Origin of the sequence: Azospirillum lipoferum (assembly GCF_024170005.1) — a bacterium.
Taxonomy (GTDB): domain Bacteria; phylum Pseudomonadota; class Alphaproteobacteria; order Azospirillales; family Azospirillaceae; genus Azospirillum; species Azospirillum lipoferum.
This window is the reverse complement of the sequence record NZ_JALJXJ010000014.1, coordinates 149,000-162,710: the sequence shown is the minus strand read 5'-3', so window position 1 is coordinate 162,710 and position 13,711 is coordinate 149,000. Positions and strand designations below refer to the sequence as shown.

Annotated in this window: 10 protein-coding genes; 6 read left to right on the top strand and 4 right to left on the bottom strand. The window is 67.4% G+C overall.

The window, feature by feature from the left end:
* Positions 1-74 precede the first annotated feature (74 nt).
* The gene (locus tag J2848_RS27555) at positions 75-962 is read right to left on the bottom strand and encodes an NAD(P)-dependent oxidoreductase (protein ID WP_149229657.1); all 888 of its coding nucleotides are present in this window, start codon (positions 960-962) and stop codon (positions 75-77) included.
* A gap of 29 nt (positions 963-991) precedes the next feature.
* On the bottom strand, positions 992-1,417 hold the full coding sequence (locus J2848_RS27550; protein ID WP_098739139.1) for a tellurite resistance TerB family protein: 426 nt from the start codon (positions 1,415-1,417) through the stop codon (positions 992-994).
* 140 nt (positions 1,418-1,557) lie between these two features.
* Between J2848_RS27550 and J2848_RS27545 the strand changes: the two genes are divergently transcribed.
* The 3 genes from J2848_RS27545 (at position 1,558) to J2848_RS27535 (ending at position 7,155) form a co-directional block, all read left to right on the top strand.
* On the top strand, positions 1,558-2,505 hold the full coding sequence (locus J2848_RS27545) for an AEC family transporter (RefSeq protein ID WP_149229658.1): 948 nt from the start codon (positions 1,558-1,560) through the stop codon (positions 2,503-2,505).
* 264 nt (positions 2,506-2,769) lie between these two features.
* Entirely contained in the window at positions 2,770-4,905 is a 2,136-nt protein-coding gene (locus tag J2848_RS27540) for a putative bifunctional diguanylate cyclase/phosphodiesterase (RefSeq protein WP_149229659.1), read from the top strand.
* Positions 4,906-5,601: 696 nt separating this feature from the next.
* Positions 5,602-7,155 carry a methyl-accepting chemotaxis protein gene (locus tag J2848_RS27535; protein WP_246193639.1) on the top strand — a complete coding sequence of 518 codons (1,554 nt, stop codon included), beginning with the start codon at positions 5,602-5,604 and terminating at the stop codon, positions 7,153-7,155.
* Positions 7,156-7,192: 37 nt separating this feature from the next.
* Here J2848_RS27535 and J2848_RS27530 read toward each other — a convergent pair whose 3' ends face one another.
* Entirely contained in the window at positions 7,193-9,958 is a 2,766-nt protein-coding gene (locus J2848_RS27530; protein WP_149229660.1) for an ATP-dependent DNA helicase, read from the bottom strand.
* Positions 9,959-10,069: 111 nt separating this feature from the next.
* On the opposite strand from J2848_RS27530, the gene mtgA reads away from it, so the two are divergent.
* From mtgA to J2848_RS27515, 3 genes are all read left to right on the top strand, one after another.
* Complete coding sequence (mtgA, locus tag J2848_RS27525; RefSeq protein ID WP_149229661.1) at positions 10,070-10,744, top strand: monofunctional biosynthetic peptidoglycan transglycosylase; 675 nt, start codon at positions 10,070-10,072, stop codon at positions 10,742-10,744.
* A gap of 88 nt (positions 10,745-10,832) precedes the next feature.
* Positions 10,833-11,357: a flagellar basal body-associated FliL family protein gene (locus J2848_RS27520; RefSeq protein ID WP_149229662.1), complete on the top strand. Its 525-nt coding sequence runs from the start codon at positions 10,833-10,835 to the stop codon at positions 11,355-11,357.
* A 293-nt stretch (positions 11,358-11,650) separates the two neighbouring features.
* Positions 11,651-13,018 (top strand): DEAD/DEAH box helicase, encoded by a 1,368-nt coding sequence (locus tag J2848_RS27515; RefSeq protein ID WP_149229663.1) that lies wholly within the window; start codon positions 11,651-11,653, stop codon positions 13,016-13,018.
* Positions 13,019-13,127: 109 nt separating this feature from the next.
* Here the strand turns inward: J2848_RS27515 and J2848_RS27510 are convergent, their stop codons facing one another.
* A complete protein-coding gene (locus tag J2848_RS27510; protein WP_149229664.1) occupies positions 13,128-13,664 on the bottom strand; it encodes a pyridoxamine 5'-phosphate oxidase family protein in 537 nt (178 codons plus the stop codon).
* Between the last annotated feature and the right edge of the window lie 47 nt (positions 13,665-13,711).

Below are 13,711 nucleotides of genomic sequence, written 5' to 3'. Positions count from 1 at the left end.
AGGGTCAGCCCTTAAGTTTTGCCCTTCATACTAAAGGACTATTCGCGGGTGACCGGCCCTTGCGGGTTGCGGCATCAGCGGGCGAACAGGCGGTAGAGGGCGGAATGGTCCAGCGCGCCGTCGCCCTGTTCGACCAGCATCTCGAACAGCTCCAGCGACAGGCCGAGCGTCGGCAGGTCGATGCCGGACTGCTGGGCCAGCTCCTCCGCCTGCCGCAAATCCTTGACCTGGGTGGTGACGCGGCCGCCGGGGGTGAAATCGCCGCTGACCATGCGGCCGCCATGCAGGTCGAGGATGCGGGATTCGGCGAAGCCGCCGCGGATGGCGTCGCGCACCTTCGCCGGATCGGCACCAGCCGCTTTGGCGAGCGCCAGCGCCTCCGCCACCGCGCCGATGGTCAGGGCGACGATGACCTGATTGGCGGATTTGGCGATCTGGCCGGCACCGCTGGCCCCGACATGGGTGATGCGCCGGCCCATCGCCTGCAACACCGGCAGGGCGCGGGCGAAGGCGGCGTCTGTGCCGCCAGCCATGATGGTGAGGACGGCGGCCTCGGCCGCCACGGTTCCGCCGGAAACCGGGGCGTCGAGCCACTCCGCCCCGGCGGCGGCGACGCGCTCCGCCAGCGCGCGGGTGGCGGCAACGGCGGTGGTGCCCATGTCGATCACCAGATGGCCGGGACGCAAGCCCGGCAGCAGCGCCTCGGCCACCGTTTCGACCGCCTTGGTGTCGGTCAGCATCAGGATGACGGTCTCGGCCTGTCCGGCGACGGCGGCGGAGCCGGTGGCGGCGATCATGCCCTCCGCCGCCAGTTCGGCGACCGGGCCGGGGCTGCGGCTGGTCACCACCAGCTCCGCGCCGGCACGGGCGAGCGCACGGGCCATCGGCTTGCCCATCAGGCCAAGCCCGATGAAGCCGATGCGCTGGCCGGCGAGGTCGGGGCGGATGGTGTCTTCGGTCATGTCGAGGCTTTCACGGAAATTGGACAAAGTCACAGGCGCATATGACGGGCGCGGGCGCCGCGTTCGATGGCGGCGGCGCACAGCCGGTCGACCCCCAACCGGTGGCGGATCAACTCCAGCATGCGCAGTTCCTCCTGCGAGGCCTTGGGATCGGCGGCGGCGATGTCGCAGGCCACCGCATAGGCGGTCTCGCGCAGCTTGGACGGCAGCGCCTGTTCGATGATGGTCAGCACGGTGTCCAACCCGTCATTGTCGGACAGCATGGCGGTGCATTCGCGGGTAGCGGCCATCACCTGATCGCCGCTGTAATCCTTGAAGATCGGCAGGTAACGCACATTCTCGCCGATGGCTTCCAGTTCAAGGTCGGTCATGTCGCCGTCGCAGGCGGACACCAGGACCATGACGTAGATGAGTGCGCTGTGGTGGTCGATCATGGAATCGGTCGGCTTTCTCATGGGGCGGTCTCCCTTGGGGAGTGGTCGCGTGTAAGGTCGGCAATCTCGAACGCCGCCGGTGCCGCGTCAAGGGTGCCATGCCGGGAGCGGAGGAGTCGGCCGCTCGACGCGACGGTTGGCGTTGCCTATTGTCGCGCACCATGAACGTCGTCCTCAATGTCGCTTTTCCCGTATTCGCCATCATCCTGGCCGGTTTCCTGTCCGGGAAGTCGAAGCTGCTGGGGGCCGCCTCGTCGGAGGCGCTGAACAAGTTCGTCTATTGGATGGCGCTGCCGCCGGTGCTGTTCCTGGGCACCGCCAGACGGTCGATCCCTGAAATCTTCAACGGTCCTTTCATCGGCGCCTTTCTGGGGTCGATGCTGCTGGTGTACGTGCTGGGGGCGGTTATCGGTCGTCTCGTCTATCGGGAGCGCACGCAGATCCAGTGCATGCAGGGGCTGAACTCCGCCTTCTCCAACACCGGCTACATGGGAATTCCGCTGTTCCTGGCCGCCTTCGGTCCGGACCGTCTCGCCCCCACCATCCTGGCGACCGTCATCATGAGCGCCATCATGGTCGGCATCGCCGTGATCTGGATGGAGTTTGCCAACAGCCACGGCAGCGGGCTGGGCAAGGCCCTGCGCGACGTCGGCCGGGCGCTGGCGAAGAACCCGCTGATCCTGTCCACCGCCGCCGGGCTCGCCTGGTCGGCGCTGCTGCCCGGCGTGGCGGTGCCGAAGCCGATCGCCACATTCTGCGAATTGATGGGCTCCCCCGCGGGACCCTGCGCGCTCTTCGCCATCGGCCTGTTCCTGGCTTCGCAGCGGCTGACCGCCGGGCTGGCGGAAGCGGGGTGGATCAGCGCGCTGAAGCTGCTGGTCCACCCGGCGCTGGCCTGGGCACTGACGCAGACCCTGTTTCCGATGGACCCCTTCTGGAGCGGCAGTGCGGTGATCCTGGCGGCCCTGCCGACCGGCGCCCTGACTTTCGTGGTGGCGACCCAGTACCAGACCTATGTGGAGCGCACGTCTTCGGCGATCCTGGTGTCGACGGTGCTGAGCGTCGTCACTCTGTCGGCGCTGCTGGCGGTGTATGCGCCCGGAGGTTGATCGGATTTTTGTGAGTTGCGACTTTCTCAAGCTGTGCCTTCAGAATTTTCCATTATGTCTAAAAAGTCGATTGTCAGCACAAGCAACCTGTAAAAATCCGTCTGTATTGATTCCGTCGAAGCTTCGAGTTCCGCTCGGCAGTGAATCTCTGACTCTTGTTTGACATCAGGTCTGCCGACGGCCTGATCGAATCAGTCTTGCCCCTTATTCCCCCGTCCTTCCGCTTGGAGTACCCTTGATCCAGGGCGCAAACGGGGATCGTTCATGGTGGAGGGAGCGGAGCAGGTCGCTGCGGCGCAGGGGGATCGTACCAGTTCGACGCCGTTGCGCGCCGGGATCGCCATGCGCGTGCTGGCGTCGATCGTGCTGTTCAGCTCCCTCGTCACCTTGGTTTCGACACTGGTGCAGCTCTATTTCGATTTCCGCCGCGAGGTGGAAGGCATCCACGCCCGCTTCCGCGATATCGAACTCAGCACCGTTCCGAGCCTTGGCGGCAGTCTGTGGCAATTCGACAGCGACCAGTTGTATCTGGTGCTTGACGGCATCATGCGCCTGCCCGACATCCGGATGGCGGAGGTTCGGGAGATCGTCGCGGGCGGCAGGAAGCCGTTGGTGGTGACGCTTGGCCAGCCTCAGGTCCAATCCGTCCTGGCGGCGGAGATGCCGCTGACGCGCATGACCATGAACGGACCGCAGGTGATCGGCGTCCTGCGGGTGGAAGCAACCCTGACCGGTGTCTATGGCCGCCTGCTCGAAACGGCGGAGGTGATCCTGGTCAGCCAGGCGATCAAGACGTTCCTGGTTTCGGCCTTCATCCTCTTCATATTCCACCGCCTCGTGACGCGCCATCTGATGGCGATGGCCGACTATCTGCGGCAGCATGATGTCCGGGCGGCCCCGCCCCTGCTGACCCTGGACCGTCCGAAACGGGAGCATCCCGACGAACTCGATCAGCTGGTGCGCTCGATCAACGACATGTCCGGCGATCTCTACGCCGCCAACCGCGAGCTGGCCGGTGCCAACGAGGCCCTGGAACGCGACATCGCCCTGCGCCAGACTTTCGAGGAGCAACTGTACCGGCAGGCCCATTATGACGAGCTCACCGGTCTGGCCAACCGGCTCCTGACACGCGACCGTCTGGAACAGGCCATTGCGAACTCCCGCCGCAACAGGGTGCCGAGCGCGCTGCTGTTCATCGACCTCGACCATTTCAAGAACGTGAACGACACCCTCGGCCACGAGGCCGGCGACGCATTGCTGTGCGAGGCTGCGCAACGTCTCAGGTCGTCCATCCGACAGGGCGACACCCTGGCGCGCATGGGCGGCGACGAGTTCCTCGTCATACTGCCGTGCATCGCCAGCAACGTGGCCGCCCGCGAGGTGGCCGAACGGGTGGTGAGGGCCTTCTCCAGTCCCTTCTCGATCAACGGCCACGACCATTTCGCGACCGCCAGCATCGGCATCGCCCTCTACCCGACCGATGGGGCCGACGGGCCGGAGCTGATGCGCAACGCCGACCTCGCCCTGTACCGGGCGAAGGAGCAGGGGCGCAGCCGCTATGAGTTCTACACCGCCGAAATCAACGAACGGGTGCAGCGCCGCCTGTCCCTGGAGAACAGGTTGCGCGGTGCCGCTCAGCGCGGCGAATTCCTGCTGCATTACCAGCCCGTCGTGGCGACGGACACCGGAACGCCGGTCGCCTTCGAAGCCCTGCTGCGCTGGCGCCAGCCTGACGGCAGCCTGATCCTACCGGGCCAGTTCATCGCTGTTGCCGAGGAGATCGGCCTGATCGGCGAGATCGGTGACTGGGTGATCGACACCGCCGCGCGCGAGGCGGCTTCGATTCTGACGGTGCCCGGCTGTGCTCCGCGCATTGCGGTGAACGTGTCGCCGCGCCAGCTGCGCGTCCCGTGCTTCAGGGAGGCGGTGACTCGGGCGCTGGCGGCGAGCGGCCTGCCGCCGGAACGGCTGGAGCTGGAGATCACCGAGGGCGTGATCATGGATGAGGCTCCGGAGATCGCCAACACCTTGAGCGCGCTGTGCGGTCTCGGCGTCCGACTGTCCATCGACGATTTCGGCACGGGCTATTCGTCGCTGAGCTACCTGCTACGCTACCCGTTCCACACGCTTAAGATCGACCGCTCCTTCATCGTTGATGCCGGCAGCAGCGAAGCGGCGGCACGCTTGGTGGAAACCATCATCCTGTTGGCGCGTGGCCTGAAGCTCGAAACCATCGCCGAGGGCGTGGAGACCGAAGAGCAGTGCCAATTCCTGAAAGCCAACGGCTGCGATCTCTTGCAGGGTTATCTGGTGGGCAGGCCCGTTCCGATCGAGGAGGCTGCTGCGTTCCTGCGTGGCCGGCAGTGGAGCGATCCGGAGCTTGCGCTCATCGGGTCATAGTGGGAGCGGGTAGAGATCGCGGGCAAAGCCCCCGGTCATCGATCTTCAGCGGAGCAAGGCATCGCGATGGCCCCAAATCCCGGCCTGAAACGGGTTGCCGGGACCAGCTCCAGTCCGGCGGAGATGTGCCGACGCGGACCTTTCCGGTCTTCCCGTCATGCCGTTCGGGAGGCCATGCCTTTGGCGAGCGGGCGATGGTCCCGTTCGTATTGGTCCGGAGCAGTGGACTGTCTTGCTGAAAGAAGAATTTTGGAAAGTCGACTTTAAAATCATTAAGACACGGAACTATAATGATTGGAACGGTTGTTATCCTTCAAAAGCGCGGCTGGAAAATTTGTAATTTTATATCAAACGAGATGGACTCAAATTTATTGCAGCATTGCATTATGAACGTGGCAGGAGCTTTCGCGCTTATCCGTACATTAATATATTTCCGGCACAGTGTACGCGCTCTGCAAGAGCCGGCATTTCCAGCGCTTCCAACTTGCAGATGCGGATAGAGACCGTCGGTGACTTTGGTTTCCCTTGGCCTGACGCGAAGAATGACAAGCTCTCTGAACGTGGAGAAGAACGGTGCTTGCTAGGTTGAACATCTCCGCTCGTCTGATGGTGGGGTTTGGGCTTCTGGTTGCCTTGATCATCGCCCTCGCGGCTTTCGCAATGTCCCAGTTCGAGAGTCTTGGGGACTATGCCGCGTTGTCGCAGAAGCGATCCGCGGTCGTGATCGGCATGAAGGACTCCTACCTAAGCGTCAGGCAGGGGCGCGTCATGGCCTGGAGCTATGCGGCCACCGGCGACGCCGGCTATCTTAAGAGCCGTGACGAGGCGTTCGCCCAGGCCCGCGCCCAGTTGCAGGTCGTTCAGAACATGCTCGTCACCGACGAGGGGCACAGGCTGGTCAAGGCGTTCGAGGACTCGGTCGTCGATTTCGAGGCGAAGGCCCGCAGCTTCAACGACCTGAAGGCCAAGGGCGTCGATGGCGCCTCGCCGGAGTATCAGAAGGCCATCGCCGAGGTGAATGCCGGCGCCAAGCGCTATGCCGAAGCCAACAACGCGGCCAGCGCCTTTGTCGAGCGTCTCAATACCGACACGGCGAAGGACATCAACAGCCGCATCGATTGGGCCTCCTCTGCCGCGATCGTCGCCGGCTTGGTCGGCACGTTGCTCGGCGCGTTGACCGCGTGGCTGATCGGGCGCGGCATCACCGGGCCGGTCAATGCCCTGCGCGGGGTGATGGAGCGGCTGGCCGGCAACGATCTGGCCGCCGAGGTGCCGGGCACCGCCCGCCATGACGAGATCGGCGCGATGGCCCGCACGGTCGAGGTGTTCAAGACCAACGCCCTGGAGGTCGAGCGGCTGCGCCAGGAGCAGGAGGCCCAGAAGGCCCAGGCCGCCGAGGAGCAGAAGCGTGCCATGAACCGGATGGCCGATAATTTCGAGCAGAAGGTCATGGGCATGGTAACGGCGGTCTCGTCGTCGTCGGGTGAGTTGCAGAGCACCGCGCAGACGATGTCGTTGGTGGCCGACGAATCGACGGCCGCCGCCTCCACCGTCGCCGCTGCCGCCGAGCAGACCTCGGCCAATGTCCAGACCGTCGCCGCCGCCACCGAGGAGCTGTCCTCCTCGATCGGCGAGATCGCCCGGCAGGTTGCCGAATCCGCCCGCGTCGCCAACACGGCGTCGGTCGAGGCTGCCAACACCAACGAACTGGTGCGCAAGCTGACGGCGGCGGCCGACCGCATCGGCGAGGTGGTGAGCCTGATCAACGACATCGCCGGCCAGACCAACCTGCTGGCTCTGAACGCAACCATCGAGGCGGCCCGTGCGGGGGAGGCCGGCAAAGGCTTCGCCGTCGTCGCCAGCGAGGTCAAGAGCCTGGCCAACCAGACGGCCCGCGCCACCGAGGACATCAGCCAGCAGATCGCCGCCGTTCAGGAGGAGACCCGCAACACTGTCGCCGCCATCCAGAGCATCTCCAACATCATCGAGCAGATTCAGGGGATCTCCACCACCATCTCCTCGGCGGTCGAGGAGCAGGGAAGCGCCACCAGGGAAATCTCCCGCAATGTCCAGCAGGCGGCTCAAGGCACGCAACAGGTCAGCGGCAACATCGGCAGCGTGACGCAGAGCGCCGAGGCGACTGGAAACGCCGCGGGCAAGGTGCTCGACTCCGCAGGTCAGCTGTCGCAAAACGCCGAACGCCTGAGCCGGGAAGTCCAGGATTTCCTGGCATCCGTCCGCGCGGCGTAAGAAAGCGGGGGGCGGGCTCGCCCCGCCTCCCGCGGCGTCACCAACCCCGCAGGAACTCCGCCGTCTCCTCCACCGCCTGCTTCAGGCCGACCCGCCGCATCTCCACCCCGTCCGGGAAGGCGCCGGCCAGCCGGCTCGGCATCATCGGGTCCAGCAGGACGAAGACGCCGGTGTCGTCGGCGCGGCGCACCAGCCGGCCGAAGGCCTGCTTCAGGCGCAATCGTGTGATCATGTCCTCGTAGCGGCGGCGGCCGAAGGCATCGCGCCGCGCGCGGTGCAGGATGTCGGGGCGGGGCCAGGGCACGCGGTCGAAGACGATCAGGCGAAGCGAGCGGCCCGGCACGTCCACCCCGTCGCGCACCGCGTCGGTGCCGAGCAGGCAGGCATGCTCCTCGTTGCGGAAGATGTCGATCAGGGTCGACACGTCCAGCGGGTCGACATGCTGGGCGTAGAGCGGAATGCCGACCTGATCCAGCGGCTCGGCGATGCGGTCGCGCACGGCGCGCAGGCGGCTGATCGCGGTGAAAAGGCCGAGCCCTCCCCCGCCCGCCGCCAGGAACAGCGACTTGTAGGCCGCCGCCACCTGTCCCAGATCGTCCTTGCGCACGTCGTTGACGACGAAGACACGGGTGCGGTTCGGGTAGTCGAAGGGGGAGGGGACCTGGGCGCGGATCGCCGGGGCCGGCAGATGGCTGGCGCCGCAGCGGTCCTCCGCCGCGCGCCAGTCCTGCCCGACATCGCCGGTGCCATCGGTCAGCGTGGCGGAGGTCACCACCAGCCCATGGGCGGGGCCGGCCAGCGCCTCGGCGAAGGGAACGGTCGGATCGACCCAATGGCGGTAGAGCCCGACATCGACGTCGCGGCCGTCGATCCGCTCCACCGCGAACCAGTCGACGAAGTGGGAGGGCGTTTCGGTCGGCAGGGTGCGCAGCATGGCGCGCCACGCCTCCACCGTCAGGGTGCCCCGGCGGTGCAGGCTGCGCGACAGCGCGTCGATGCGGCGGCGCTGGTCGGAATCCAACTCGGCGCTCTCATCCTCCAGCCGCTGGGCCAGCCGGCGGGCCAGCGCCTCCACCGGTTCGGACAGGCGGACCAGCGCCTGTTCAAGTTCCGCCGCCGCCTCCAGCAACCCATCCACCGGATAGGCCTTGTCGGCCTCCAGGCTGTAGGGGCCGCCCTGGCCGGCGGTGCGGGCATAGACCTGCTGACGCGCCAGCAGCAGAAAGCGTTCGGTCGGTCCCTGCGGGTTGTCAGCGGCCAGACGCGCCGACCAGCCATCGCCGGGCAGCACACGGGCGCCGATCAGGATGTCGTCGAGGTGGCGCAGGGCCTCCTCGTCATTGGCGACGATGTCCTCCAACCGGCGCTTCAGGCCGCGGGCGCGGCTGCGGCCGGTCTCCTCGGCGCCGAGCAGCCAGCGCCGCAGTTCCTGCGTCTCGCGGCCGGTCAGATGGCCGGCGAAGGCGCTGTCGGCAGCGTCGAAGACATGGTGCCCCTCGTCGAAGACGTAGCGGCTGGGCAGCGTCGGTTCCTCGCCGCCGCCGAGGGCTGCCTGCACCATCACCAGCGCGTGGTTGGCGATGACGATGTCGGCGCGGCGGGCGCGGCGCACGCTCTTCTCTATATAGCAGCGGGCGTAATGGTCGCAGGCGGAATAGATGCACTCGCCGCGGCGGTCGGCCAGCCCCATGGTCGGGCCGCGCCCGGCGATGTCGACCAGCCAGCCGGGGAAGTCGCCGCCGGTCATGTCGCCATCGCGCGTCGCCGCCGACCAGCGCGCCATCAGCCCGACGCCGATGGCGTTGTGCGGCTGGAAGGGCATGGCGCGCACCGCTTCTTCCAGGTTCAGCAGGCATAGATAGTTCTCGCGGCCCTTGCGCAGCACCACCTTGCGGGCCTTGGTCGCCGGGTCGGCATAGAGCCGGTCCAGCTCGCCGTCGATCTGGTGCTGGAGATTGCGGGTGTAGGTGGAAATCCACACCGTCCCGCCATTCTTCTCCGCCCACACCGTGGCCGGCGCCAGATAGCCCAGCGTCTTGCCGACGCCGGTCCCGGCTTCCGCCAGCACGACGTTCGGGGTGTCGGGCAACTGGCGCGGGGCGAAGGCGGCGGACACGGCACTGGAGTAATCGGCCTGCTGCGGCCGCGGTTCCGCCACCTTGCCCAGCACGTTGGCCGACAGCATGGCGGCGAGGCGGCGGCGCGCCTCCTCCGGGTCCACCGGATTCTGCGCGGGTGGCGGCGGGGGAGCGCCTTCCTCCCACTCCTTGATGCGGGTCCAGACGCGCAGGCCCGAGCGGGCGGCGCCCTTCTCCGGCCCATCGGGCCTGCCGAGTGCGGCCAGCACCGCCGGCGCCCAGGGCCAGCCGGCGCGGCCCATCTCCCAGGCGAAGGCGACGGGGTCGGAGGATTCCTCGCGTCCAGCGGCCCCCAGGTCACCCAGCAGCCGGCGCACGGCGCGTTGCAGGGCCAGCGCCTCCGCTTCGTGGCACTCTGGGGTAGGCAGGTCGAGCGCCTCGGCGATGCCGCGCGGGGTGGGGACGCAGAAGCGGGCGGGGTGGACGAAGGCGAACAGCTCCAGCACGTCGAAGGCCGGGAAGCCGTCGATCCCCAGCCGGCGCGCAAAGGCGCGGGCATGGCAGACCAGCGGCGGCTGGCGGCGTACCTTCGAGGCTGCGGCGGTCAGCGACAGCTCCTCCACCTCGCCGTCGAGCGTCAGCGACACGACGCGGCGCGCGCCGGCCACCATGGCGGGCGCGTCGTCGAGGCTGTGCATCGGGGTGGGATCGGCGGTCAGGTCCATCGGCGGCACTATATGGCGGGCGACCGTCCCAAAGCGAGCGCCGGATGTTGACGGGCCGCCGCTTCACCCCCATTGAGGGAAGTCCGGGGAGCGGAGCGGAGACGGGACTTTATGCGGAGACTGTTGCGTTGGGCGCTGATCGGGGTGGCGGGGCTGACGGCCTTCACCATCCTGTGGGCGGCGCTCTATCGGGTCGTGCCGCCGCCGGCCACGCCGCTGATGCTGATCCGGGCGCTGGGCGGCTCCGGCCTGTCGCGCGACTGGGAACCGTTGGACCGTATCTCGCCGGCCCTGGTGGAGGCGGTGATCGCGTCGGAGGACACCGGCTTCTGCGGCCATGGCGGCTTCGACTGGGCGGCCATCGAGGGTGCGTTCGAGGACAACGAGGAGGGCAAGCGCCTGCGCGGCGGCAGCACCATCAGCCAGCAGACCGCCAAGAACGCCTTCCTGTGGCCTGACCGCAGCTGGACCCGCAAGGGGGCGGAGGCCTGGTTCACCCTGCTGATCGAAAGCCTGTGGAGCAAGCGCCGCATCCTGGAAGTCTATCTGAACATCGTGGAGTGGGACGACGGCGTCTATGGTGCCGAGGCCGCCGCCCGGCACCACTTCAACAAATCCGCCGCGGCGTTGACCCGGCGCGAGGCGGCGCTGCTGGCGGTGGTGCTGCCCAGCCCGCGCAACTGGTCGCCCTCCCGGCCCAGCGCCTATGTCGCCCGTCGGGCCGGGGTGATCGAACGGCGGATGGCGGTGGTGCGGCGCGATGGGCTGGCGGACTGTGTGCGATGAGGTGGGGGCACCACCCTCCACGGAATCTTAACCGCCACCGCGCTATACTCCTCCTTGCTCCCGCCGACCGGCCCGCAGGAGGCCGACCATGGCCACGCATCGCACCTTGCACGGAAACCTGTTCTCGACCCCGCCTCACGACCCGTTGCGGGACGAACTGGCGCACCATCATGAAACTCAACCGGAACCGGCGCATCCCACCCGCCTGCTGATCGTCGTCCTGATCGCTCTGTTCACGCTGGCCGGGCTCGCCTATGGCGGCGGTATCGCGGTGGACCGTATCCTCGAGCAGCGGCGGATCGAGACGCGCATGGGGCCGAAGCCACGGCTGGCCCAGTTGCCGGCGATCGAGGTGCCGCTGGGCGCATCGCGAGCGGTGGAAATGCAGGTTTCGCTGGTGCTGGCGCCGAAGGTGGAGCCCGACCGCATCCTGCGCTATCAGGACCGCATCGCCGACCGGCTGTTCCAGACCGTCAGTCGGGTTGACAGCGAAACCCTTACCGGCCCCGGCTCCGCTGACTTCCTGAAGGCGCGCATCAAGGAGGCCGTGAACCGCGAGGCGGGGACCGGCCTGTTCCGCGACATCTACATCGAACGCATGGTCGTCAAGTGACCGACGCGGGGCTCCATCGGCGATGGGCCTTGTCTTGTGCGGCGCAATAGCCTATGTAGGGCGTCTTGATCGCTGGAGGCTCGCGCGTCTCTTGAGCGAGACGCGCTGTGATTGCGCAACGGCAACCCCCTAGGGGGCAAACGTCCCGGTGTTCTAGGGACGCTCTGGCCGCTGCATCGGATAGACGCCTCTCCCTCTATCGACCTCCTCCCGGCGAGTCCGCCGGTATGTCCCACGCCCGCCATCGGGGCGCGCGGGGTCGTGCCGTGTTGCTTAGAGAAGGTTGATCCGACTTGTCGTTTTCCGAACTCGGCCTGCACCCGCTCGTCCTGAAGGCCCTCGAGGCGTTCGAATACACCACTCCGACTCCGGTCCAGCTCGCCGCCATTCCGCCGGCGCTCCAGGGCCGCGACATCCTCGCCACCGCCGAGACCGGCACCGGCAAGACCGCCGCCTTCATGCTGCCGGCGCTGACCCGCACCGCCGAGCTGCCGCTGAACGGCGCCGCCACCCCGCGCGTGCTGGTGCTGGCCCCGACCCGCGAGCTGGCCAAGCAGGTCACCGACGCCGCCCGCAAATACGCGAAGTTCATGAAGCTGAACATCGTGGACGTGGTCGGCGGCATGCCCTACCGCGAGCAGCTGCGCCTGCTGTCGCGCCCGGTCGACGTTCTTGTCTGCACTCCGGGCCGCCTGCTGGACCACGTCGCCCGCCGCCGCATCGCGCTGGACGAGGTCGAGGTGCTGATCCTCGACGAGGCCGACCGCATGCTGGACATGGGTTTCCTCGACGATGTCGAGACCATCGCCAAGTGCTGCCCGCCGACGCGTCAGACCATGCTGTTCACCGCGACGCTGGACCGCCGCATGGCGCAGCTCGCCGGCAACCTGCTGCGCAACCCGGAGCGCGTGGCCGTCGAAAGCCAGGCGACCTCGGTGAATGTCGAGCAGCGCCTGCACCATGCCGACGACCTCGACCACAAGCGCCGCCTGCTGCAGCATTTCGCCGCCCAGGAAGAGGTCGGCAAGGCGATCATCTTCGCCGCCACCAAGCGTGATGCCGACACGCTGGCCGAGGAGCTGAGCGCCGCCGGCCATGCTGCCGCCGCCCTGCACGGCGACATGGACCAGACCAAGCGCAACCGTACGCTCCAGCGCCTGCGCACCGGCCAGGTCCGCCTGCTGGTCGCCACCGACGTCGCCGCCCGCGGCATCGACGTGCGCGACATCACCCACGTCATCAACTTCGACCTGCCGCGCTCGGCGGAGGACTATGTCCACCGCATCGGCCGTACCGGCCGCGCCGGCGCTTCGGGCGTCGCGATCTCCTTCGCCGCCCGCGCCGACCGCGAGACCCTGGTCCGCATCGAGCGCTACACGAAGGCGACGCTTGAGGTGCATGTGGTGCCCGGCCTGGAGCCGACGCGCCCCTTCACCACCGGCGGCGCCGGCCGTCCGGCCGGTCGCAACGGTCGTCCGGGCGGCGGCGGCAAGCCGTGGCACCGCAACGGCGAGTCCAAGGGTCCGCACGCCCCGCGCGGCCCGCGTCCGGACTATGCCCGCAACGACAACCACCGCGGCGACGCCCGTCCGGACCATGGCCATGCCCGCCGTGAAGCCCACGGCAACGGCAAGCCGGCGGCCCGGGCGAAGAGCTGGTAACAAGCAGCGCCCCTGACGCTTCTACGCCTTGAATGAAACGCCCTCCCTGCCGGCCTTGCGGTCGGCAGGGAGGGCGTTTCATTTCAAGCCCGCATTTTTCGGATGCGCCTTACTGGAACGCGATCTTGGCATTGTCGCCGGGATCGGGCGACTGGCCGGTCAGCTTCGCCTTCACATAGCCGTAGGCGTAGACCATGGTGCTGGACGGGCTGTCCCAATATTCGGCCTGATCGACCGACACCTTCAGCAGCGCGACCTCCGGGTCGTCCGGACCCTGGGGGAACCAGGTGGTCATGATGTCGCGCCACAGGAAGCGAATCTTGTCGCGGTCGCGCACGACCTCGGCGATGCCGGAGACGGATACGTAATCCTGCTTGTCGGGATTGGAGTAGGCGAGGTTGACGCGCCAGTGGCGGTCGATCTCCGCCACCTTTTCGGAATGGGCGTGGGTGAAGAACCACAGAGTGCCGTCTTCGAACCCCGCATGGGACAGCGTCGCCATCGGACGGGAGTTCAGCCGGCCGTTGTCGTCCAGCGTCGTCATCATCGCGACCTGAACGCCCTTCATCATCTCCCAGAGCTTCTTGACTTCACCCTTATCGGGGCCCTGGTCGGGGCTGTGGCCGGCGGTGGTGCTATGGACCATGGTCTGCCTCTCGTTCGGTAGCCCAACGGAGACTGGGGAACGCCCGA